This is a genomic window from Bacteroides sp. MSK.18.37 (genome assembly GCF_019129155.2).
GTDB lineage: Bacteria > Bacteroidota > Bacteroidia > Bacteroidales > Bacteroidaceae > Bacteroides > Bacteroides ovatus.
This window is the reverse complement of record NZ_JAHOIB020000001.1, coordinates 5566935-5592028: the sequence shown is the minus strand read 5'-3', so window position 1 is coordinate 5592028 and position 25094 is coordinate 5566935. Positions and strand designations below refer to the sequence as shown.

Genomic DNA, 25094 nt, shown 5'->3' with positions numbered 1-25094 from the left:
ATAATTTGATGAAACCGATAAACCGTATATTCTTATTTTTGCTTTTTATAAGCGTTTCATATGCTATCAGTTATGCACAAGAAAACCAATCATATTTCTTGCATACCATCGAAAAAGGACAAAGTTTATACTCCATCTCCAAGATGTATAATGTCACTACATCAGACATTATACGTCTGAATCCGGGCTGTGACGAAAAGATCTATGCCGGACAGACAATCAAAATTCCTACGGGAAAAGAGAGTCAGAAGGGAGAAACATTCCATACGATTCAAGCCGGAGAAACACTATACAAACTGACAACCATGTATAATGTATCCGCCAAAGATATTTGTGAAGCAAACCCCGGTTTGAGTGCCGAAAATTTCCGCATCGGACAGGTCATCCTGATTCCGCAGAAAAAAGAAGAGCAAACTGCTACTGCAACTCAAACGCCTACCGAACAGACCACCATTCAAGGTCCTGTTGTGCCGAAATGCAAGGATATGCATAAGGTAAAACGCAAAGAGACTATTTTTAGCGTGAGCCGTGAATATGGAATCAGCGAGCAGGAGTTAATTGCAGCTAACCCGGAACTGAAAAAAGGCATGAAAAAGGGACAATTCCTTTGCATCCCTTACCCGGCAGCAACGACCGTGCAACCTACACAGAAGGAAGATCCTTACGCTATTCCTCCCAGCAATAGCGAGCTTTTCCGCAAAAGTAAAGAGACTCCCCAAAAGCTGTCTACCATTAAAGCAGCTTTATTGTTGCCTTTCCAGGAAGACAAACGCATGGTGGAATATTACGAAGGTTTCCTGATGGCAGTAGACAGTCTGAAGCGTACAGGTATTTCTCTTGATCTATATGTATATGATTGCGGAAAAGAGGTTTCTACATTAAATACGATTCTTGCCAAGAACGAGATGAAAAGTATGAATATCATCTTCGGTCCGATGCATCAGAATCAAATAAAGCCATTGTCCGACTTCGCAGAGAAGAACGACATACGCCTGGTGATTCCTTTCTCTCAAAAAGGAGAAGAGGTATTCAACAACCCAGCTGTTTATCAGATCAATACGCCTCAATCTTACTTATATTCAGAAGTTTACGAGCACTTCACCCGTCAATTTCCCAATGCAAACGTTATCTTCATAGAACCGGCGAGCGTTGATAAGGAGAAAGCGGAATTTATCAGCGGCTTGAAACAAGAGTTGAAAAGTAAAGGAATTCCAATGAGAACCGTCAGTGAAAGCGCAACGAAAGAAACGTTGAAAGCAGCGCTCCGCAGTGATAAAGAAAACATCTTTATTCCGACATCAGGCAACAACGTCTTACTAATTAAGATACTTCCTCAACTGACGCTGTTAGTCAGAGAGAATCCTGCAGAGAATATTCATCTGTTCGGCTATCCGGAATGGCAGACCTATACCAGAGATCATCTGGAAAACTTCTTTGAATTGGATGTATATTTCTATTCTTCATTCTATACGAATACGTTGTTCCCGGCAGCTGTGCAGTTTACCAATGCTTACCATAAATGGTATAGCAAAGATTTGGCAAGCAAATACCCTAATTACGCAATGCTGGGTTTTGACACCGGCTTCTTCTTCCTGAAAGGATTATCGCTTTATGGCTCGGAACTGGAAAACAATCTGCCTAAAATGAACCTGACTCCTATCCAGACCGGATTCAAATTCGAGCGTGTAAACAACTGGGGAGGATTTATTAATAAAAAGGTGTTCTTCATACGTTTCACTAAGAATTTTGAATTAGTAAAACTTGACTTCGAATAATACGAAAATGATAAAGATAAAACCATTTTTGATCGCAACACTCCTACTTACAGGATTTGCCCTTCCTGCTGTCGCTCAAATCGGAGAAGCACGAAACAATTTATCGGTAGGTATCAATGGAGGTGTCAATTTAAACAGTGCTTCTTTTACTCCCACCATCAAGCAAAATAGCCTGATGGGAATTACCGGAGGTTTGACAGCACGTTATATATCCGAGAAGTATTTTGCCATGATTTGTGGCGCACAGGTCGAGTTGAATGTCTCGCAACGAGGCTGGGACCAATTATTTGAAACAATATCACTGGACGCCAACGGATATGAAGTCACTTCGAAGGACCCTACTAAAACTTACACCCGCAAAATGACTTATATAGATATTCCTTTCCTCGCTCACCTCGCTTTCGGACGAGACAGAGGATTGCAATTCTTTGTCCATGCAGGTCCTCAAATCAGCTTTCTAATCAGTGAATCGGAAACAATAAAAGGTATTGATATGAATAGCTTATCTGATACACAGAAAGCCCTGTACGGAGTTAAGATTCAAAATAAATTTGACTATGGTATTGCCGGTGGTGGTGGTGTAGAACTTAGAACAAAGAAAGCTGGTAGCTTCATCGTTGAAGGCCGTTATTACTTTGCCCTGTCTGATTTCTACAGCACTACTAAGAAAGATTATTTCGCCCGTGCAGCGCATGGAACCATTACCATAAAGCTCACATATTTATTTGATTTGAAGAAATAACCCCTCTTTCAAGGAGGAAGAGATTAAAACCTCTTATTTAAAGATCTCATTCACAACGAACTAAAAAAAATCCCCACTAACTCTAAACGAATTAGCGGGGATTTCTATTTCTGGGGGCTTTAGCCCTTTTTATCGCAATCTATCCGCAGCTTTTACCATCACCTCATCCCGTCCGATAGCACGGATAACCAGTATGTTCAGGATGATAGAAACAAGCGGCAAACACAATGCCCAGCCTATACGGAACATATTTTCATCATTCTTCAATGCAAAATAAAAAGCAAGGGCAGCAATGTAATAACCTACCAATAATAAGCTATTGAAAATTGTCATACGAATCTGCAGCATACGGTTCTTATACAAAAAGATAGTAGCCACAGCCACGATGGTGCTAACCATCAGAATTCCGAATAAGCCCCATGTAGACTGAATAGCACCGTTTACTTCCAATCCTAATGCCTTAAAAGGATGTTCTCCCATCGCATCAATGAAGTAGCCCATCGGCAAACACATGGCTGTAATCAGCAATCCTACAACAATCAATAAATAAACAGTTTGAATTCGTTGAATCATAAGTATTCTAAATAGTAGTTGAGTTAAACAATAATAGCCAAGCAATAAGGATCAGGGATCATCATCCCACTTACTACTTGACTATCAAATTCTTCGTCAGAAAATAAATTACTGAAGTTTTTCTTTCTCCTTAGCCGGATTTCTATAATATATTTTCCCTTCGATGTATTCTTGCGTAGCAATCAAGTCCGGTTTCGGCAATTTCTCATAATAACGAGAAATTTCGATTTGCTCTCTATTTTCAAACACTTCTTCCAAATTGTCATTGTAAGAAGCAAACTCTGCCAGTTTCTTAGAAAGATCGTTTTTGATTTCTACACTGATCTGATTAGCACGCTTACCAATAATGGCAACTGTTTCATAAACATTACCTGTATCAGCACAGAGTTCCATCATGTCACGGGTTACTGTTGTAGCAGGAGCATTCGTTTTTTTGTAGTCCATAAATCTATTTAAATTTAGTCTTTAATTACTTTCTGTGATTCATTGAATATCTTCTCGGCTTCTTTCAAATATTTACTTTCAGGAAATTCATTCTTAAAAGCGTAATATTCATCAATCGTTTCGCGGTAACGATCCATCTTCTTGTCTTCAACGCTATAGATAGCCATTTCGTGTCTTGCACGCAGAACCAAAATGGAAAGTTCTTCACGATAATCAGTATAAGGATAATCCTTCAATGCATTTTGAGCTGTGATTACACAAGACTCATAGTTATTGCCTAAATAATTACCCAGATTATAATATAGCCTTGCTGAATAAAGCTCTTTCAAAACCAGCTTATCCTGTAAAGCAAAAATCATATCCTGTGCTTCCTGCTTTTTTGTGCTGTTCGGGAAATACTCCATGAACATCTGCAACTGCTGGATAGCCTGATAAGTGCTTGACTGATCCAAACGTGGTTCCGGAGTATCCAGGAATAAAGCCTTACCTGCATGGAAACGTGCCAATTCGGTAAAAGTACCACGAGGATATGTATTGAAATAGGTGATAAATGTCTGGGCAGCTGTCTGATAATCTTTCTGATTATAGTAGCTCATTCCCAACATATACAAAGATTCTTCCGCTTTATCGGTTCCTTTCAGAATGGTTATCAACTCATTCAGCAACGTAGCTGAACGATTATACTGTCCCTTCGCAAAATAGTTTTTGGCGGCTTCGTACTTGTATTCGTAATCGGTGCTTTTCAGCAATTTATTATACTCCCCACATGATGTAAGAGTAGCCGCTGCAAGCAAAGTTATAATGATATTTTTCTTCATCCTATTTAAAAATAATGCGCAAAGTTACTTATTCGCTGGGAATTTAGCAATTAATCTGTGTTTTTTAATACATAAAAGGCGTTAAACATCGACAAAAGGAGAGAAAATGACGTCGAATTACAAACGACAAACTATAAACAGCAGATTATAAACGAATCACAATAGTGACGGTATGTGTTCGGGATAGTGACGGTATCGTTGGCATATACCGTCGCTATCTTCACCGGATAGCGTCACTATATTTATAGTAAAAACGGTAAGCAATTGCGTTGTCCTTGAATTGGATAACACAACTGTTTACCGTTCATTATTCATTGCTCACTGTTATATTTACAGCTTATACAAGTCACTTGCAGCCAATAGATCGACTTTCTTTTCTTTCAATACCTCGATACACTTATCCAGGTTGCTGGGGCGAATCACTACGTTTGCAATATGATTATTGGCAAACGAATACATATATTCAATAAATACGCCCTCTTCTGATAAATATCCCAGCACTTTTGCCAAAGCACCTGGTATATTGGGACAGCTTATACCTACTACATCAGTCACATTCACTGCAAAATGATTATCTTTTAAAGCTTTGTATGCTCTATCCGGATCGGATACAATTCCACGCAAAATACCAAAATCAGCATTTTCGGCAATGCACAAGGCAGAAAGATTGATATTTTCTTTCGCCAGCACTTCAGTCACTTCCGTCAAACGGCCTGACTTATTTTCCAAAAAAATAGAAAGTTGTTTTGCTACCATATTTATTAAAGTATTAAGTAATAAGTATTAAGTATTAGGTAACAAGCATTAGGTATTAGGTAACAAGTATTACCGTAGTTCCAAGATCACCCGCATGGTCAATACTTAATACTTAATACCTAATACTTATTTACATTTTTCTGTTATCAATTACACGTTTCGCTTTACCTACGCTGCGTTCAATGCTGCGAGGCTCTACCAGTTTCACGTTGACTCCCAGTCCGAGTACGCTTTGCAAACGTCCTCCCAGTTTCTTCTTCAAAGCCAGCATTTTGTTGATCTCATCCGAATAGAATTCCGGACGTACTTCAACCTGGAGTTCCATTGTATCGGTATTGTTTTCACGACCTACTATCAACAAATAATGCGGTTCAAACTCTTCCATTTCAAGAATGACTGATTCAATCTGCGTCGGGAATACATTCACACCGCGGATAATCAACATATCATCACTACGTCCCAAAATACGATCCATACGTACCAATGTACGGCCACAGGAACATTTATCATGATGCAAGGCCGTCAAATCACGCGTACGGTAACGAAGCAACGGCATACCCTCTTTGGTTAAATGAGTAAATACCAGTTCGCCCGTTTGACCGGATTCCACCGGTTGCAATGTATTCGGGTCGATGATTTCCGGGAAGTAATGGTCTTCATTCAAGTGAGTCCCGTGCTGACATTCGCACTCGTACCCGACACCCGGTCCGGCAATCTCACTCAAGCCATAAATATCGTATGCTTTGATTCCCAACTTTTCTTCTATCTCATGACGCATATTTTCCGTCCAGGGTTCTGCACCGAAAGCACCGACTTTCAGTTGGAATTCTTCACGCGGCAAACCGGAATCTTTGATTGCATCTGCCAGATAAAGCGCATAGGAAGGAGTACAACAAAGCACTGTCGATCCGAAATCATGCATCAAGGTTATCTGTTTTTCCGTGTTACCACTGGACATCGGAATAACAGAAGCACCGATATTTTCGGCTCCTGCATGTGCTCCCAATCCGCCCGTGAACAGTCCGTATCCATAAGATACCTGAAAAATATCAGAACGCCCCGCTCCATAAGCGGTAAAAGCACGCGATATACATTCCGCCCATGTAGACAAGTCCTTACGGGTATATCCGACAACCGTCGGTTTTCCGGTTGTTCCGGAAGAAGCATGAATACGTACAATTTGACTCATCGGCACGGCACAAAGTCCGAACGGATAATTATCTCTTAAATCATGTTTCGTGGTAAACGGCAGTTTTACAATATCATCAATACTATTGATGTCATCGGGAGTAATCCCCATTTCCTGCATCTTCTTTCGATAGAAAGGCGTGTTGTGATAAACGTAATCTACAATTTTCTTGAGTCGTATGCTTTGAATCTTGCGAAGACTTTCGCGGTCCATACACTCAATGCTCTCATTCCAAATCATGTGTTTCTGGTATTACTAGTTGTATGAATCTGTTTTTTGATATTAATATGTTGCAAAGTAAAGGATTTATTTGGAAAAATGATTTGTTATCTCGATTATTTTACCGAATATTGCTCCACTTTTTAGGATTTAACTATGAATTATGAACTAACATCAGCTTATAAACCTACCGGAGATCAGCCGGAAGCTATAGCACAACTTACTGAAGGGGTACTTCAGGGAGTTCCCGCACAGACTTTATTGGGAGTGACCGGGTCGGGAAAAACATTTACCATTGCCAATGTGATCGCCAATATCAATAAACCCACCTTGATTTTGAGCCATAACAAAACACTGGCTGCCCAGCTCTACAGTGAGTTTAAAGGTTTTTTCCCAAACAATGCGGTAGAATATTACGTTTCTTACTATGATTATTACCAGCCGGAAGCTTATCTGCCGAACAGTGATACATATATAGAGAAAGATCTCGCCATCAATGACGAAATCGACAAGCTCCGACTCTCTGCCACTTCCGCCCTACTCTCCGGGCGAAAAGATGTGGTAGTGGTTTCTTCCGTATCTTGTATCTACGGTATGGGAAATCCTTCGGACTTCTACAAAAATGTCATCGAAATAGAACGGGGACGGATGATGGACCGCAATGTGTTTCTACGTCGTTTGGTAGACAGTTTGTATGTTCGCAATGATATCGACTTGAACCGTGGCAATTTCCGGGTCAAGGGCGACACGGTGGATATTTATCTGGCTTATACCGACAACCTGCTCCGCGTCACCTTCTGGGGGGATGAAATTGACGGCATCGAAGAGGTAGACCCTATCACAGGAGTCACTATCGCACCATTTGACGCCTATAAGATTTATCCGGCCAACCTGTTCATGACTACCAAAGAGGCTACTCTCCGTGCTATTCATGAAATAGAGGATGATTTGACCAAGCAAGTAGCTTTCTTCGAATCTATCGGCAAGGAATACGAGGCCAAACGATTGTATGAGCGAGTAACTTACGATATGGAAATGATCCGGGAATTGGGACATTGTTCCGGAATTGAGAATTATTCCCGTTATTTCGACGGCCGTGCTGCCGGTACCCGCCCCTATTGTTTGCTCGATTTCTTTCCGGATGATTTCCTGATCGTTATCGACGAAAGCCACGTAAGCGTACCCCAAATCCGTGCAATGTATGGAGGAGACCGTGCGCGAAAAATCAATCTTGTGGAATATGGTTTTCGATTGCCTGCCGCTATGGACAACCGTCCGTTGAAATTTGAAGAGTTTCAGGAGATGGCAAAACAAGTAATCTACGTCAGTGCTACACCGGCGGATTATGAATTGATTCAGTCGGAAGGAATCGTCGTGGAACAGGTGATTCGTCCTACCGGTCTGCTTGATCCTATCATCGAAGTACGTCCGAGTCTCAATCAGATTGACGATTTAATGGAAGAAATCCAGCTCCGTATTGAAAAAGAAGAACGCATACTCGTCACTACACTAACCAAACGAATGGCAGAAGAACTGGCAGAATATCTTCTTAATAATAATGTGAGATGTACCTATATCCATAGTGATGTCGACACACTGGAACGTGTGAAGATTATGGATGATCTCCGGCAAGGAGTTTATGACGTACTTATCGGGGTCAACCTGCTTCGTGAGGGTCTCGACCTTCCGGAAGTGTCTCTCGTCGCTATTCTCGATGCAGACAAAGAAGGATTCCTCCGCTCCCACCGTTCGTTGACACAAACTGCGGGACGTGCCGCGCGTAATGTGAACGGTAAGGTAATCATGTATGCTGATAAGATGACGGATAGTATGAAACTGACGATTGATGAAACGAACCGTCGCCGCGAAAAGCAGTTGGCATACAATGAGGCAAACGGAATTACCCCGCAACAGATTAAAAAGGCCAGAAACTTGTCTGTATTCGGTAATGCAAAAGAGGCAGATGAGCTGTTGAAAGAAAGACATGCTTATGTAGAACCTTCTACTCCGAATATCGCAGCAGATCCGATAGTGCAGTATATGAGTAAAGCGCAGATGGAAAAGAGTATCGAGCGTACCCGCAAACTGATGCAGGAAGCAGCCAAGAAACTTGAATTTATCGAAGCCGCACAATATCGTGACGAATTATTGAAACTGGAGGACTTGATGAAAGAGAAATGGGGATAAAATTTCCCCATTGTTCACCTATTATAGCCTGATTGTTAAGGGCTGAAACTCTTAACAAACCTGTAACTTCGCATTTAGTCTATTAATTAGTGTTATAAAAACACCAATTAAGGGCTGATAATTTGCAAAGTTACCGGAATCCCGTATCTTTGCACTGTGTTTTTCATAGTATTAGATTTAAGGTTAACAAAGGTTGGAGCAAGGCGTTGCTCCTTTTTTTATGTCTATACGTCACCTTCAATGAAAAATATAAAATTGAAAAGACATAATGTACCACTCTCTAAAGCATAAATTAAGGAGGATTGCAGATATAGACTGATCGTTCATTACGACTGAATCTATTCATGCAATCCTCCCATTTCTTATAGTTGGATTATTCCTACTTCAAGCGATGATAAATCAAAGAGCCTTCTCTATGGCATTTTTAATCAACGGTTCCATAATATCATACCCTTCGCTCGTTGGGTGAACTCCATCTTTAGTATATTGAGGATTCAAGGCCTGATTTTCGTCAACCACCATTGCCTTGTAATAATTAACAAACGGAATTTTATTTGCTCTTGCATAAGCCTCTATCCGGTCATTTAAAGATTTAATTTTCTGCGGAACATCTTTTATTTCCATTCTCCACTTAAATGCAGCAGCAGGCAATACGGAAGTCAAAATTACTTTTATTTTATTTGCTTTTGCCAGTTCCGCCATAGAAACAATGTTTCCGAATGTATAATCTTCATTATACGCTTGTGTATTTTCAGCGACATCATTTGTTCCAGCATTAATCACCACTAAAGCAGGAGAAAGATTAATCACATCTTCCCGGAACCGTAACAAGAATTGATAGGAAGTCTGCCCACTGATTCCACGGCCAATGTAACCATTTGATTTGAAAAAATCCGGATGAGTCCTTACCCATCCTTCCGTAATGGAATTTCCCATAAAAATAACCCGTTTGTCTTTCTTTGTCGCTTGTGGAAGTGCAGCATTTTCTTTTGAATAACGACGTAGATTAGCAAAATCATTTTTCTGTGCATAGCTTTCTCCTATCGAGAAACTCAAGCAAACAACAGCCAATAATATCCATTGGCCCCATCTTCTTTTATTCATGTTTATATTAAGTATTAGTAATATTATATTTCATGCAAAGATAAAAAGAAAAGCGATGCACTATACTTTGTATGGCCATTTTTTGTGCATTTCCATGCCATAATGTGCTGATAAATGTCAGACGGGAGAGATTTTTTCTGCATATTTGTTATTGTTTTCAGTTTTCCTGCAAAAATACGCCATACGCGGGGAGCTTCTAAACTCATCGGTTCTTTTCAGTTGGTTTCGGTTCTAAATAGTCATATACGTTCGCATATTAATAACCTTTCTTTGGGGAAGCAAAAGTTAGAGGCTCCATTTACTTGAAACAAAGCCTCTGAATGTATCAAACGGAGGCTCTGCCGCATGAGTTTAGAGCCTCCATTTGGGGGATAAAAAAGCGCCTTTTTGCCGAACGCATAGTGGAACGCTCTCCAAAGGCAGATAACTCGCTATATGGCAGCCGGTTACACCTACCTAAAAAAGTCCCCCTTGAACACTTACCGGTATTATTATAAATATATAAATAATAAACTATATATTAAAATATATAGTTCGATTTTTCTATTTTTTGAATCTTTATAACGCAAATCGCATGTGCTAAAATTTATTTGTAGCTTTGCTTTTTTCGAATAAATTCAGCTGTTAAATCAGTTCATAGTAATTATTAAAAAAGTTGATGAAGAAAGAAGAATGGAGCATCCACATTTGTCTATCGCCCAAAACATCGAATAACCGTTAAGGCGAAGGTACTTTTTCTTAATCAATGTTATATAACATACGTTTTTTCTTGGATTATTTGCTAATTTCACGATAGTCCGTATCTTTGCACTGTGTTTTTCATAGTATTAGATTTAAGGTTAACAAAGGTTGGAGCAAGGCGTTGCTCCTTTTTTTATGTCTATATGCTTGATTTCCTAAAAAAGAATGGTATTTTTGTGAAGTCACAATTATTATCCGAAACATGAAACGCAAACTGCTTTATACCACTCTAATAATTGCTATCCTGTGTGTAATCAGCATAGTTGTATGTAACAGGACGATCAAGAAACACACAGTCTCCAAACTATATACGGAAGTAAATACCATCCCTTCCAACAATGTAGGATTACTTCTCGGAACTTCTCCCAAGTTGAAAAGTGGAAATAACAATTTATACTTCGATTATCGGATTCTTGCAACAGTGGAGTTATATAAAGCCGGAAAAATTAAATATATCCTCATCAGCGGCGATAACCGTAAAGAGGATTACAATGAACCGGAAGAAATGAAGAAAGCACTCATGCAAAAAGGTATTCCTGAAAAATCCATTTATTTAGATTATGCCGGATTCCGGACTCTCGACTCTGTTGTACGTGCCAAAGAAGTGTTTGGACAAAATCGTCTGACCATCATCTCCCAACGTTTCCATAACGAACGAGCGATCTATCTTGCAGAGAAAAATGGAATAGACGCCATCGGGTACAACGCCCCAAATGTAAATGCTTATGCCGGACTGAAAACTAACATCCGGGAATTACTTGCAAGAGTCAAAATGTTTATAGATTTAGGTATAGATAAACAACCTCATTTCTTGGGAGAGAAAATAATAATTGAATAAGCGAGATACCTCCGATGCATGGAAGTGAGTTTAACATATTCTGAATAAAAAGTGATATACGTTTCTTTATTCCCAAATATAGCTCTACCTTTACTGAAAAATCAGAATATGGCAAAGATTACAGTTCAGAAAACAGATGTTACTATCCTAAAAATCAACGATACAGATTACATTTCCTTAACCGACATAGCTAAATACAAGACGACAGATGCCAATGCTGTTATTGCCAACTGGCTACGTAATAGAATGACCATTGAATATTTAGGATTATGGGAGATATTGTACAACCCCCATTTTAAACCCCTCGAATTCGAGGGGTTTAAAAAAGAAGCAGGACTAAATGCGTTTACTCTTTCCCCTCAAAAATGGATAGAAACCACCTGTGCTATTGGAATTATATCCAAATCAGGACGATATGGGGGCACTTTTGCTCACAAAGACATTGCATTCAAATTTGCAAGTTGGATTTCCGTTGAATTTGAATTATACATAGTAAAAGAATTCCAACGTCTCAAAGAGCAAGAGCAAGCTCAACTTGGTTGGTCGGCAAAGCGAGAATTATCTAAAATTAATTACCATATTCATACTGATGCAATCAAACAACATCTTATCCCTCAAGAAATCACTTCACAGCAAACATCTATGATTTATGCCAGCGAAGCTGATGTCCTTAATGTAGCCATGTTTGGAATGACAGCCTTAGAATGGCGGGATACACACCCTGATTTAAAAGGAAATATCCGCGATTATGCCTCAATCAACGAACTTATCTGCTTATCAAATATGGAAAACTAAAATGCAGTTTTCATAAACGAAGGTTTGGCACAAAAGGATAGACTCATCAAATTAAATCAAATAGCAATTCAACAAATGAACATATTAGAAGATATTAAAAATAAAAAGTTATTGAAATAATTTATGGAACAACAAATTCAACTCAACGATCACAACAAGCAGGAATACCCTCCTATGCATACAGCAGAGCATTTACTCAATGCCACCATGGTGAAAACCTTTGGCTGCCCACGTTCTCGCAATGCCCACATCGAAAGAAAAAAAAGCAAATGTGACTATATACTTTCGTCATGTCCGACAGCGGAACAAATCCAGTCTATTGAAGATAGAGTGAACGAGGTAATCAGTCAGAACCTACCTGTGACTGTTGAGTTTATGACTCATGAACAGGCCAAAGATATTGTAGATTTAAGTAAGCTACCTGCCGATGCAAGCGAAACTCTTCGCATTGTCCGCATTGGAGATTATGATGCCTGCGCCTGCATCGGATTGCATGTATCCCACACTTCTGAAGTGGGTACCTTCAAAATCATTAGTTATGATTATGACGAAGAAAGGCAAACACTAAGAATAAGGTTCAAACTGATCGAGAAGAAGTAAACAGGTTATCAAATTAATATCTATCTTATATAAAATAAATAAAAACAGGATACATTTTGTCATTTATATTGCAAAAATGACATTATAAAAATGACAAATAGACAATTTTAGTCTCTAAAATCTCTTGGCATAAGGTTTGCATTTATAGAAGCGAACAACGGTTCGAGAGCGGACGATGGAAGGCGGGATAACCGATACCATCGGAAGTGAAAATGCCGAAGTTCTAAATTTATTAATTGAATGTTTAACTTAAAGATAGGAGACTAAAATTATGATGCCTGTTAGAAGAACTCAAAGTTGGTTACCAAGTATCTTTAATGATTTCTTTGATAACGATTGGATGGTAAAAGCAAATGCTACTGCACCTGCAATTAATGTTTTGGAAACAGAAAAAGAGTACAAAGTGGAATTGGCTGCTCCTGGTATGACGAAGGATGATTTCAATGTTCGCATTGATGAAGACAACAACCTCGTTATCAGCATGGAGAAGAAGACTGAAAACAAGGAGGAAAAGAAAGACGGTCGCTATCTGCGTCGCGAATTCTCATACTCTAAGTTCCAGCAAACAATGATTCTACCGGACAATGTGGACAAAGAAAAAATTGCTGCATCCGTAGAACATGGTGTTTTAAACATCGAACTTCCGAAACTCTCTGAAGAAGAAGTGAAGAAGCCCAATCGGCAAATCGAAATAAAGTAATACGGTAACCACTTGCTGTTCACCGGAAACGGTGATAAGAAGTAATAAAACAGCTCTTTCCCTGAAAAGGAAACGAGCTGTTTTTATATTATTATCCTTAGTTATTCTTCCGATAACTAATCACTGCCCAACTATTAAACACTACTGCAAAAAACAACAATACTCCAAACTGTGGCAGTAAATCAAAGAAACCACTCCCCTTTAAATACACCATTCGCATCACTTCCATAAAATACCTCAAAGGATTGAGCCTAGTAATTAGTTGAGCCCATTCCGGCATACTGCTAATGGGAGTAAACAAACCACTCATCAAAATTACAACCAACAAACAGAACCACATAACAAACATAGACTGTTGCATCGTTGCCGAGTAGTTGGAAATAACAAGTCCGAAACCGGACATTACCAGAACGAAAAGAACTGCGAAAAAGTAAATCAATAGAAAATGACCGACCGGCACTATGCCATAAATTAACCAAGCTAATATGAAACATACAGTCAGCACCACAAAACCAATCAACCAGTAAGGCAGGAGCTTTGCCAAAATAAAGATAAACTTCGGAACCGGCGTCACATTGATTTGCTCAATCGTTCCTACTTCCTTCTCGCTAACTATATTCAATGCAGGCAAGAAACCACAAATCAAAGTTAATAACATGACCATCAATGCCGGAATCATATAGAGTTTATAGTTCAGATTCGGATTAAACAACCCCTGTGTATCAATGCCTATCGAAGGGAAAGCACCGGAGACTGTAGCAGTTGCAGGATATTCCGAACGCAGCTCGGCTGCATAATCATTAATAATAGAAGATAGATAAGAACTCCCCAGCCCTCCTTTTGTCCCATTCACAGCATTGGCTGCTATCAGTATGTGGGTATCTTCTCCATTCATCCAATCCCGTTCCAGATGCCGCGGAATTTCCATCACAATATCCGCCGTTCCAATTTCAATATTCCGTAGGCCTTCTTCATACGAAGCCGGCACTTCCACCAGACGGAAATAGGTAGAGGCGGCAATCTTATTGACTAAACGTTGTGAAATAGCCGAATGGTCATTATCCACAATATTCAGCTGTATATTCTTGATTTCCAGATTTACCGCCCAAGGCATCAGCAGCATAATCATGCATGGAAATACAAGAATCAATTTCGGAAGAAACGAATTGCGAAGCAATTGTTTAAACTCTTTTTCTATCAGGAACTTTATCATAAATAATTCTTCCATTTATCAATCTGCCCATTAGCACACTGTATAGTATTCATGCAGCCAATTGGCATATCGACATATTATTCCAATCTATACTTAAATTTCTTGATACTGATCGTAATAAGTACCGTCGCCATCAATAACAAGATACCAATCTCTTTATACACCAATGCAACTGGTACTCCTTCAATCATCAGTTTACGCACAGCCTGTATATACCAACGTGCCGGAAGTATATCCGAGATCCATTGAAGTATCACCGGCATACTCTCTATAGGGAAAATCATGCCCGATAAAAGCATTGTGGGCATCATCAGCATCAATCCGGAAACCAGCATGGCCGCAACCTGTGTACGTGTGACCGATGAAATCAATAAGCCCAATGCCAAGGATACGAAGATAAACAGCAAAGATACGGTGATTAACCAGAACAAACTTCCTACCACCGGAACATCCAACACAAAGACCGAAAGCAAAAGGATCGTTATCAGATTGACAAACGACAGCACAAAATAAGGTACAGCCTTTGCCAAAATAATAAATAGCGGCTTCACAGGTGAAACCAATAATACTTCCATCGTACCTGTTTCTTTCTCACGAACAATGGAAATCGAGGTCATCATGGCGCAAATCAGCATCAGGATCAGGCCCATCACTCCCGGAACAAAGTTATAAGCACTCTTCATCTGCGGGTTGTAGAGCAATTTGATATCAGGAGTCAGGCGGGCAGCCGACATATTCGGGGGAATCATCTCCTGGCCTACCATAGAAACGATTCCTGTCGCATAATTAACTTGCGAAGTCGACATATTGGGATCTGTTGCATCTACTATCAGCTGTACACGAGCATCACCCGTATAGAGATCATCCGCAAACCGTTCGCTAAAGACAATCGCCATATCAACTTCATTCTTTAGGAAAGCAGCTTCCATTTCCTGGGGCGAATGAAAACGTGCAGTAACGGTGAAATACTCACTGGCATCCAAACGATCAATTATTTTTCGCGTTACCACATCATTAGAAGGATCGAGCACCGCCAACCGAACATTCTTCACTTCCGTGCTGATAGCAAAACCGAATAGAATAATTTGCACGACAGGCATCCCCAACAAAATCAGCATGGTTCGCCGGTCACGGAAAATATGATAAAACTCTTTCTTTATAAAAGCTATAAACTGTCTCATAATCAATCTGCTTTGCGCACCGCACCGCGGGCTAATTTCTGAAAAACGTCATCCATCGTTTCCGCACCGAATTGTTGTTTCAGACGGGCAGGTGTATCAAGTGCTTTTATCTGACCGTCCACCATGATAGATATCCGGTTGCAATATTCCGCTTCATCCATATAATGGGTAGTGACAAACACGGTAATACCCTGATCGGCTGCCTGATAGATCAATTCCCAGAACTGTCTTCTCGTAGCAGGATCTACTCCGCCTGTCGGCTCATCCAGAAAAACGATTCTCGGTTCATGGAATATTGATACTGAAAAAGCCAATTTCTGTTTCCATCCCACCGGAAGGCTCTTCACCAGAGTATCCCGTTCGGCAGTAAGCTCCAAACGATCCAACAATTCTTCCGTCTTCCGTTCTATGTCTTGTTCCTTCATGCCATAAATTCCGGCAAACAGACGGATATTCTCCCACACTTTCAGATCTTCATATAGCGAAAACTTTTGGCTCATATATCCGATATGTTTCTTAACTTGTTCGGCCTCCCGGTAAATATCATATCCTGCCACCTTTCCGATGCCTGATGTCGGTTTACTTAATCCGCAAAGCATACGCATAGCTGTCGTCTTTCCTGCTCCATTAGCACCCAGAAAGCCAAATATCTCGCCCCGGTTCACCTGAAAGGAGATATGATCTACTGCAGTAAAATCTCCAAAACACTTTGTCAACTGTTCCACCTCAATGACCGGAGCTACTTCATGCTTCACTTCCTCCCGCTCCAAGGAAGGAGGGCAAAGGATAGACGCAAATTGATGAAGAATACGTTCGGGGGTATCAATGCCATGAATCTGTCCATGATTGATGAAAGCAATCCGGTCACATTGCCGGGCCTCATCCATGATGGGAGTAGAAACAACAATGGTAATACCCTGTTCCCGTAAGTTTCGGAGCATTTGCCAGAATTCCTTACGCGACACGGGATCTACTCCGGTAGTGGGTTCATCCAGAAATAAAATATCCGGTTTATGGATCAATGCACAACTCAATGCCAGTTTCTGCTTCATACCACCTGACAAAGCCCCTGCCCTTCTTTTCCTGAACGGTTCTATCTGTTGGTAGATATCTTTAATTAAATCATAATTCTCCTGAACTGTCGTATGGAACACGGTAGCAAAAAACTCCAGATTCTCTTCTACGGAAAGATCCTGATAAAGTGAAAAACGACCGGGCATATATCCCACTTTCGTACGAATCTGTTTATAATCCGTTACCACATCCAGCCCGGCAACCATGGCCGTTCCTTTATCCGCCAGCAACAAAGTAGTCAGAATACGGAATAAGGAACTCTTACCGGCACCATCAGGCCCTATCAGACCAAAGATTTCTCCCCGTTCCACAACGAAAGAAACTTCTTTCAGCGCCTCCACTGTTCCATAGTTCTTGCCGACTTCTTTCACAACCACTATGGGTTCTCCCTTTTCCATCTCCTCTCCTTTAATTTTTAATCATTAATTTTTCAATGTCACTCCTCCGTACATACCAATCTTCAATGCTCCGTCATTCTTCACGGCAATTTTCACTGCATATACCAGATTAGCACGTTCGTTTTTCGTCAAAATCGTTTTGGGAGTGAACTCCGAACGGTCGGAAATCCAGGTCACTACCCCCGGATAAGCTTTCTGCTCCGAGTTTCCATAATCAGCATACACAGTTACCTCATCTCCCAGTTTCACTTGCGACAACTGTTCGGAGGTAATGTAAGCCCTCAAATACATGCGATCCACTTCAGCCACTTTAAACAGCGGTTTACCTATCGCCGCCAATTCACCGGCTTCTGCATATTTTGCCAATACGGTACCTTCAATAGGCGACTGGACATGACATTTAGCTAATTGATCCTCCATCTGTGCAACTTGTATGGCAACCGAATTTCCTTGTTCTATCAGGCTGTTCGTACTATTCTGCAATGACGATTCCTGTGCGACAAGCTGCCTTTCAAGCAATTTGACTTGTGCGTCCCAGTCGTCCAACTGTTTCTGATTCGCCGCTCCAGCGGCAAGCAGGTTTTCCACGCGTTTCTTTTCACGTTCTGCTGTTGCTATTTGCTGTTTGGTAGCAGCTATCTGTTTAGCAAGATCCGGACGTTGGCTTTCCACTGATTTCATACTGGCCTCCAGTTGTAATTTCTTCAAATACAATTGCACCGTATCCACCAATCCAATCTCCTCACCTGCTTTCAGTCTTGTTCCCTCTTCTACCTCCAGTCGCAACAGCTTTCCGGCAGCTTCGGCAGAGACTATCACTTCCGTGGCTTCAAACGTGCCGGTTGCATCATAGCCGGGTATTCCCTTACCACAAGCAGCCAACATAATCAATGCCACTCCATACATTCCTATCTTTGTCATTCGTTCCATATCTAAAGAAGTTATATTAATCATTCGTAGTATATTTCAATTGATAAATTCCCATTAACCGTTGAATTTCATGCAGCGCTTTCGACTGACGTGCCAAACTCTCATTGGTCAATTCCCGAAGCATCTCGGTCACCGTCAATGTTCCATTCGCCACTTTGGCCTCTGCCGATTTGCGAATATTGGTACGCAAACGGATAATCTCATCATCATCCTGCATTTGCTTTTCCAATGATTGGATGGCCTGATCCTGTTGTGTCATCTCCAATCTTGTATTAAAAAGAAATACATCCCGGTTATTATCCAATTGCCGGCGTTTATTTTCAATTACCTTCCGGTCATTCTTTAAGGTGTACAAACTACCGAAATTCCATGAAAGGCGAACACCCGCAATATAGTAGGGAGAAAATTCATTTTTCAGCATATTCAACCCGGGGTTTCCATAAGCTCCCTGCACAAATAATCCGAACTGTGGAAGATGACGCACATTCAAAGCTTTCTCCTGTACTTGCAATCCTACTCCTTGCGCATTGAACAAAGATAATTCCGGACGACGAATCTCACTGACAGCCGAAATGTCATCTTGAGGAACAGGTTTCTCCAAAACCGTTTCCTGCGACAATTTCTCTCCTACCAGAAGTGAAAGCATCTTCAAATATGCCATACGCGATGAAACCAGTTCAACTCTTCTCTGCTTTGTGTTCAACTGCTCCACTTTCACAGCATCCAAATCGGCCTGATTGGCAATGCCATTTTCTACGTAGGCAGTAATCTGGCGATAATTTCTCTCCAGTTCATCTTGCAACAATGCATTCTGTTTCAGCTGCTCGTCCAACAAAAGAATCCCAAAATAAAGGTCATTTACACGACTATTTAGCGCATACATATCCACATTCAGTTTTTCTTTCTCTATCTCCGCTTCCGCAGTCGTTTGTTTCTTCTGCATCCGGATTCCTCCACCATCCCAGATTTTCTGTTGTAACTCCAACATCACCTGATACTGATCTTTCGGCAGTCCTTTCAAATCCACTCCGGGAAGCTTCACCGGAATTTCCGTTACCTCACTCTGATAAGAAGCTTTAGCCGAAAGGGCAAACTGTGGCAAATATCCTTTTGCCGCATTCTCAAGATTATATTCCTTTGTTTTCTCCACCAGACCATACTGATATACCAACGGATAATTTTCCTGCGTCTTCCGTTGACATTCTTCCAAGGTAATCTGCGCATACGCTCCCGCTATATACAGTAAAAAGGAGAAACTGAAAATCATTCTTTTCATGTCTATTATTTCTTTGTTTTCTTCGAAGGACAAAGATAGGTATTTCAAAGACACCAGTCGTTTCCAGGGGTTGGCAAATATGTTCCGTTAGTCCGATAAAATAGAAAAAAGAGATTAAATATACTGTATTTTATTACCTTTGCCGGAAAAAGAAGAGATATGGAGAAAAAAGAACCGATAGAATTTGCACTCAAATCATTAGACAATTTTACCATTGCCCGTCATAACGAATATCATTATATATCTTCTAATTTCGCATTTATCAATAGCTTTACGGGAATGGAAGCAACGCCTTTTTCACTCGATCAACCGTATCGTATTAAAGAAGGGCGTATTGCATTCGTCAAACAAGGTTCTGCCCGGGTTCTCATTAATCTGATCGAACATACCATCCAACCGGGACACATCGCAGTAGTCACCCCCAATTCCATCATCCAAATCATAGAAGTATCTCCTGATCTTGATATGCAAATGATAGCAACCGATCATGATTTCCTCCCCATATCCGGAAAAGACGATTTCTTCTCTTACCTTCTCCATCATCAGAAAAACATTTTATTGCCACTACTTCCACGAGAACAGCAACAAGTGAAAAACTATTTCACTTTTATTTGGGGAGTATTGCAGGAACCGACATTCCATAAGGAAGCTATACAACATCTTTTAGCCAGTCTCATCTATTATTTAAGATATATCGTTCAAAACAGCATTGAACTGAATCCAGCCCAACTGACGAGACAGGAAGAGATTTTCCAACGTTTCATCGCTCTCGTCAATACATACAGCAAGAAAGAGCGTAACGTGATTTTTTATGCGGATAAGCTATGTCTTACTCCGCGTTATCTGAATACAGTTATCCGGCAGGCCAGTCAACAAACAGTAATGGACTGGATAAACCAGTCCATTATACTAGAAGCAAAAGTGTTGCTAAAACATAGCAATCTGCTCGTTTATCAAGTTTCTGATGAATTAAATTTCCCTAATCCTTCTTTTTTCTCGAAGTTCTTCAAACGAATGACAGGAATGACACCACACGAATATCAGCAAACGAAATAATCTTTATTTCGAGAACTCTTTAATCCGTTGTTCCTCTTCCAGTTTACAAATCAGTAATGTATTATCTTTCTCCGCGATGATATATCCATCTAATCCTTGAACAACAACTCGTTTTTCTTCGCTGGCATGCACAATACAATTCTTACTGTCATACAAACGTATATCGGTTCCTACCGTAGCATTTCCCGATTTATCCTGTGGCAAAAGACCGCGAAGTGCTCCCCATGTGCCTAAGTCCGACCAGCCGAAAGAAGCCGGCAAGACGTAAATTGCCTCCGCTTTTTCCATCACTGCATAGTCGATAGAAATACTTTCGCAAGTCGGGAACAGCTTTTTGATTGTTTCATTCTCTTTCTCCGTATAGAAATCCGGGAAAATACGGTCAAAAATCTGCGCGATACCCGGAGCATATACACGCATCACGGAAGTGATAGTACGCACGTTCCACACAAAGATTCCCGCATTCCAGAAGAAATTACCTTCCGCCAAATACTTTTCTGCTGTCTCTTTATCGGGTTTTTCCTTGAATGCGTCTACTGTATAAATTTCTTTATCAGTCAAAAGTTGGTTAGCGGCAGCAATATATCCGTATCCGGTTTCCGGACGAGTTGGCCGGATACCTATCGTTACAATAGCGCTGCCATCATCTGTGAAACAAAGGGCTTTCTCCATCACTCTACGGAATTCTCCCGTATCAATGACTAATGCATCCGAAGGAGTTACTACAATGTTAGCATTCGGATGTTTTTTCTTGATCTTCCAGCAAGCAAAAGCAATGCAGGGTGCAGTATTGCGCGCACAAGGCTCCGCCAAAATATTACTTTCCGGAATTTCCGGCAACTGATCCCGAACAATATCAATGTATTTTTCAGAAGTTACGACCCACATATTTTCCCTGGGGCAAACACCGTCGAAACGATCTGCCGTCAACTGAATCAGCGACCGGCCACATCCCATTACATCAATAAATTGTTTAGGACATTCCGGAGTGCTCATCGGCCAGAAACGGCTCCCTATGCCACCAGCCATTATTACAACATGATTATCCATACCTGTTATTCTCCTGTTAAAAAAATATTCTTTTAAAATAGGTGTGCAAGTTACGCTAAAATGTCCAAAACAGCAAATAAAGACCAAGAGTATTTAATTTTCCAACTGAATAATCGAAAAAATATATTTCTACAATAAAAGACAAAGGCCGCTCCCGAATAATAGGAACGACCTTTGTCTTTTCATCTCAATAAGATATGATCATCTTATTTATATTCTGCCCAGCTCTTGATAGCTATATCATCCACACTCATCGTACAGAAGGCATTGATAAATGCACTAGCCAGACGGGCATTCGTAATCAACGGTATATTCAAGTCAATGGCAGCACGACGGATTTTATACCCATTACTTAATTCTCCGGCAGTCAAGTTCTTTGGTATATTGACTACCATATCTATTTCCTTACTATGAAGCATCTCCAACGCCTGCGGATGTCCCTCTTCACTCGGCCAATAAACATGAGTACTCTCAATACCGCTCTCGGCAAGCGCTTTATGTGTACCGCCCGTCGCAAAGAGTTTATATCCCTTATTCACCAACATACGGGCTGCATCCATCATATCGGCTTTCTGTTTCATGGTACCCGTGGAAAGCAAGATATTCTTCTTCGGAATACGATAGCCCACGGAAAGCATCGCTTTGAGTACGGCACAGGAAGTATCCATTCCGATACAACCCACTTCACCGGTAGAAGCCATATCTACTCCCAACACCGGATCGGCCTTCTGCAAACGGTTAAAGGAGAATTGGGAAGCCTTGATTCCCACATAATCCAGTTCGAAGAGATTCTTTTCCGGTTTCTCCACAGGCAGACCGAGCATCACTTTCGTTGCCAGCTCGATAAAGTTAATCTTCAACACTTTGCTGACAAACGGGAAAGAACGACTGGCACGCAGATTACATTCAATCACCTTGATATCGTTGTCTTTCGCCAGATACTGAATATTAAACGGACCGGAGATATTCAAAGCCTTGGCAATCTCACGGCTGATACGCTTAATACGGCGAACAGTTTCTACATACAGCTTTTGCGGCGGGAACTGAATCGTTGCGTCGCCGGAATGTACTCCCGCAAATTCGATATGCTCACTTATAGCGTATGCTACAATTTCTCCATTCTGCGCCACCGCATCCATTTCCACTTCCTTGGCGTGTTCGATAAACTGGCTTACTACCACCGGATGTTTCTTCGATACATTGGCTGCCAGTTTCAAGAAACGTTCCAATTCTTCCTGGTTGGAACAAACATTCATCGCAGCTCCCGAAAGCACATAAGACGGACGAACAAGTACAGGGAAACCTACCTCTTCAACGAACTCCTGAATGTCATCCATAGAAGTTAATTCACGCCAACGGGGCTGATCCACACCGATACGGTCAAGCATGGCAGAGAATTTCTCACGATCTTCGGCATTATCAATACTCTTCGCACTCGTACCTAGAATATTGATCTTCTGTGCATCCAGACGCAAAGCAAGGTTATTTGGAATCTGACCGCCGGTAGATACAATTACCCCATGCGGATTCTCCAGTTCCAGAATATCCATCACACGTTCAAAAGTCAATTCATCAAAGTACAAACGGTCGCACATATCGTAATCCGTAGATACGGTTTCAGGATTATAGTTAATCATGACACTGCGCCATCCCTCTTTGCGAATGGTATTCAAAGCCTGTACGCCACACCAGTCGAATTCTACGGAAGAACCGATACGATAAGCACCGGAACCTAATACGACAATAGATTTATGGTCGCCCAGATAATGCACATCATTTGCTACACCGCTATAAGTAAGATACAGATAATTGGTTTGTGCCGGATACTCGGCTGCCAGTGTATCAATCTGTTTCACTACCGGAAGAATGCCTGCCTCTTTACGGTGTTTGCGGATATAAAGAATCCCATCTTCCATATCCCCTTCGTAACCGATGGCACGGGCAATCTGGAAATCGGAGAAACCTTGAACCTTAGCTTTACGAAGCAATTCGTTCGGCAAATCGGCAATCTGTTTGTGATTGTTTCCCCAACTATGCAGTTCTTCGGAAGTCTTCATAATATTCATTAACTTCTGCAAGAACCATTTATCAATCTTAGTCAATTCGTGCACCTGATCGATGGTGTAGCCGGCGCGAAACGCTTTCGAGATCACGAAAATACGTTTATCGGTCGGTTCGCGCAAGGCTTTGTCAATGTCGGAAATAACCAATTCTTTGTTCTCCACAAAACCATGCATTCCCTGTCCGATCATACGAAGACCTTTCTGGATAGCTTCTTCAAAAGTGCGTCCGATAGCCATCACTTCACCCACAGATTTCATAGAAGAACCCAACTCTTTATCTACACCGTGGAATTTACCTAAATCCCAACGAGGAATCTTACATACGACATAATCCAATGCCGGTTCGAAGAAAGCGGAAGTAGTCTTGGTTACAGAGTTCTTTAGGTCGAAGAGTCCATAACCCAATCCCAATTTGGCAGCAACGAAAGCCAGCGGATAACCGGTTGCCTTAGATGCTAAAGCCGACGAACGGGAAAGGCGGGCATTTACTTCGATCACCCGGTAATCTTCGGATTCGGGATCGAAGGCATATTGTACGTTACATTCACCCACGATACCGATATGGCGGATGATACGTATTGCCAATTCCCGAAGTTTATGATACTCTTTATTGGTAAGCGTCTGTGAAGGAGCAATAACGATAGACTCACCGGTATGAATACCCAGCGGATCGAAGTTTTCCATATTACAAACGGTGATACAGTTATCGAAGCGGTCACGTACCACTTCATATTCCACTTCTTTCCAGCCGCGTAGTGATTTCTCCACCAATACCTGTGGGGAGAAAGAGAATGCTTTTTCTACCAACACATCCAGTTGTTGTTCATTATCACAGAAACCGGACCCCAAGCCTCCTAACGCATAAGCAGCACGAACAATCACCGGATAGCCCAGTTCTTTTGCTGCGCGACGTGCATCTTCCGCATTTTCTACGGCTTCACTCTTGATGGTTTTTACATTGATCTCATTCAATTTCTGAACAAAAAATTCACGGTCCTCGGTATCCATAATGGCCTGTACCGGAGTACCCAGCACTTTTACATTATATTTTTCAAGAATACCTTCTTTATACAATGCTACTCCACAGTTCAGAGCCGTCTGACCACCGAACGCCAGCATAATACCTTCCGGTTTTTCTTTCTGGATCACTTTCTCTACGAAGTACGGAGTCACCGGAAGAAAGTAAATTTGATCTGCCACTCCTTCGGAAGTCTGCACCGTAGCAATATTCGGATTGATAAGAATGGTTTCAATACCCTCTTCTTTCAAGGCTTTAAGTGCCTGTGAACCGGAATAGTCAAATTCACCAGCCTCACCGATTTTCAGGGCACCTGAACCTAATAGCAATACTTTCTTTATATTTTCTTTCATT

20 protein-coding genes and 1 pseudogene are annotated in these 25094 nt (G+C 41.1%); 8 read left to right on the top strand and 13 right to left on the bottom strand.

Annotation, left to right across the window (positions count from 1 at the left end; genetic code table 11):
- Window positions 1–8: 8 nt before the first annotated feature.
- Window positions 9–1775 (top strand): LysM peptidoglycan-binding domain-containing protein, encoded by a 1767-nt coding sequence (locus tag KSX81_RS21575; RefSeq protein ID WP_004317903.1) that lies wholly within the window; start codon window positions 9–11, stop codon window positions 1773–1775.
- Window positions 1776–1782: 7 nt separating this feature from the next.
- On the top strand, window positions 1783–2517 hold the full coding sequence (locus tag KSX81_RS21570) for a porin family protein (RefSeq protein ID WP_004299987.1): 735 nt from the start codon (window positions 1783–1785) through the stop codon (window positions 2515–2517).
- A gap of 129 nt (window positions 2518–2646) precedes the next feature.
- On the opposite strand, the gene KSX81_RS21565 is transcribed toward KSX81_RS21570, so the two are convergent.
- From KSX81_RS21565 to KSX81_RS21545, 5 genes are all read right to left on the bottom strand, one after another.
- Window positions 2647–3090, bottom strand: a complete 444-nt coding sequence (locus tag KSX81_RS21565; RefSeq protein ID WP_004317902.1) for a DUF4293 domain-containing protein — start codon at window positions 3088–3090, stop codon at window positions 2647–2649.
- 108 nt (window positions 3091–3198) lie between these two features.
- Window positions 3199–3534 (bottom strand): DNA-directed RNA polymerase subunit omega, encoded by a 336-nt coding sequence (locus KSX81_RS21560; RefSeq protein WP_004299989.1) that lies wholly within the window; start codon window positions 3532–3534, stop codon window positions 3199–3201.
- A gap of 14 nt (window positions 3535–3548) precedes the next feature.
- Window positions 3549–4352: an outer membrane protein assembly factor BamD gene (locus KSX81_RS21555; RefSeq protein WP_004299990.1), complete on the bottom strand. Its 804-nt coding sequence runs from the start codon at window positions 4350–4352 to the stop codon at window positions 3549–3551.
- 330 nt (window positions 4353–4682) lie between these two features.
- Window positions 4683–5108, bottom strand: a complete 426-nt coding sequence (locus KSX81_RS21550; RefSeq protein WP_004299992.1) for an amino acid-binding protein — start codon at window positions 5106–5108, stop codon at window positions 4683–4685.
- A 130-nt stretch (window positions 5109–5238) separates the two neighbouring features.
- Complete coding sequence (locus KSX81_RS21545; protein WP_004317901.1) at window positions 5239–6537, bottom strand: phenylacetate--CoA ligase family protein; 1299 nt, start codon at window positions 6535–6537, stop codon at window positions 5239–5241.
- A gap of 135 nt (window positions 6538–6672) precedes the next feature.
- Between KSX81_RS21545 and uvrB the strand changes: the two genes are divergently transcribed.
- Window positions 6673–8703 (top strand): excinuclease ABC subunit UvrB, encoded by a 2031-nt coding sequence (gene uvrB / locus KSX81_RS21540; RefSeq protein WP_217725801.1) that lies wholly within the window; start codon window positions 6673–6675, stop codon window positions 8701–8703.
- 399 nt (window positions 8704–9102) lie between these two features.
- Here the strand turns inward: uvrB and KSX81_RS21535 are convergent, their stop codons facing one another.
- A complete protein-coding gene (locus tag KSX81_RS21535) occupies window positions 9103–9807 on the bottom strand; it encodes an SGNH/GDSL hydrolase family protein (RefSeq protein WP_004299998.1) in 705 nt (234 codons plus the stop codon).
- A gap of 943 nt (window positions 9808–10750) precedes the next feature.
- Here KSX81_RS21535 and KSX81_RS21530 point away from each other — a divergent pair.
- The 4 genes and pseudogenes from KSX81_RS21530 (at window position 10751) to KSX81_RS21515 (ending at window position 13481) form a co-directional block, all read left to right on the top strand.
- Window positions 10751–11386, top strand: a complete 636-nt coding sequence (locus KSX81_RS21530) for a vancomycin high temperature exclusion protein (protein WP_004300005.1) — start codon at window positions 10751–10753, stop codon at window positions 11384–11386.
- A 108-nt stretch (window positions 11387–11494) separates the two neighbouring features.
- Window positions 11495–12301 (top strand): annotated as a pseudogene (locus KSX81_RS21525) (KilA-N domain-containing protein).
- A 3-nt stretch (window positions 12302–12304) separates the two neighbouring features.
- Window positions 12305–12781, top strand: coding sequence for a hypothetical protein (locus KSX81_RS21520; RefSeq protein ID WP_004303639.1), 477 nt, complete (start codon window positions 12305–12307; stop codon window positions 12779–12781).
- Between the two features lie 271 nt (window positions 12782–13052).
- Complete coding sequence (locus tag KSX81_RS21515) at window positions 13053–13481, top strand: Hsp20/alpha crystallin family protein (protein ID WP_004300008.1); 429 nt, start codon at window positions 13053–13055, stop codon at window positions 13479–13481.
- Window positions 13482–13578: 97 nt separating this feature from the next.
- On the opposite strand, the gene KSX81_RS21510 is transcribed toward KSX81_RS21515, so the two are convergent.
- The 5 genes from KSX81_RS21510 to KSX81_RS21490 form a co-directional block, all read right to left on the bottom strand.
- On the bottom strand, window positions 13579–14694 hold the full coding sequence (locus tag KSX81_RS21510) for an ABC transporter permease (protein ID WP_004303641.1): 1116 nt from the start codon (window positions 14692–14694) through the stop codon (window positions 13579–13581).
- 77 nt (window positions 14695–14771) lie between these two features.
- Window positions 14772–15875 carry an ABC transporter permease gene (locus KSX81_RS21505; protein ID WP_004300010.1) on the bottom strand — a complete coding sequence of 368 codons (1104 nt, stop codon included), beginning with the start codon at window positions 15873–15875 and terminating at the stop codon, window positions 14772–14774.
- Window positions 15876–15877: 2 nt separating this feature from the next.
- The gene (locus tag KSX81_RS21500) at window positions 15878–17347 is read right to left on the bottom strand and encodes an ATP-binding cassette domain-containing protein (RefSeq protein ID WP_186968161.1); all 1470 of its coding nucleotides are present in this window, start codon (window positions 17345–17347) and stop codon (window positions 15878–15880) included.
- A 24-nt stretch (window positions 17348–17371) separates the two neighbouring features.
- A complete protein-coding gene (locus KSX81_RS21495; RefSeq protein ID WP_004325720.1) occupies window positions 17372–18277 on the bottom strand; it encodes an HlyD family secretion protein in 906 nt (301 codons plus the stop codon).
- A gap of 16 nt (window positions 18278–18293) precedes the next feature.
- Window positions 18294–19553: a TolC family protein gene (locus KSX81_RS21490; RefSeq protein ID WP_217725802.1), complete on the bottom strand. Its 1260-nt coding sequence runs from the start codon at window positions 19551–19553 to the stop codon at window positions 18294–18296.
- Window positions 19554–19712: 159 nt separating this feature from the next.
- Here KSX81_RS21490 and KSX81_RS21485 point away from each other — a divergent pair, with 159 nt between their 5' ends.
- Window positions 19713–20609, top strand: coding sequence for an AraC family transcriptional regulator (locus KSX81_RS21485; protein ID WP_217725803.1), 897 nt, complete (start codon window positions 19713–19715; stop codon window positions 20607–20609).
- 3 nt (window positions 20610–20612) lie between these two features.
- Here the strand turns inward: KSX81_RS21485 and KSX81_RS21480 are convergent, their stop codons facing one another.
- Entirely contained in the window at window positions 20613–21659 is a 1047-nt protein-coding gene (locus tag KSX81_RS21480) for a mannose-1-phosphate guanylyltransferase (protein WP_217725804.1), read from the bottom strand.
- A 206-nt stretch (window positions 21660–21865) separates the two neighbouring features.
- On the bottom strand, window positions 21866–25093 hold the full coding sequence (carB, locus tag KSX81_RS21475; RefSeq protein ID WP_217725805.1) for a carbamoyl-phosphate synthase (glutamine-hydrolyzing) large subunit: 3228 nt from the start codon (window positions 25091–25093) through the stop codon (window positions 21866–21868).
- Window position 25094 lies beyond the last annotated feature (1 nt).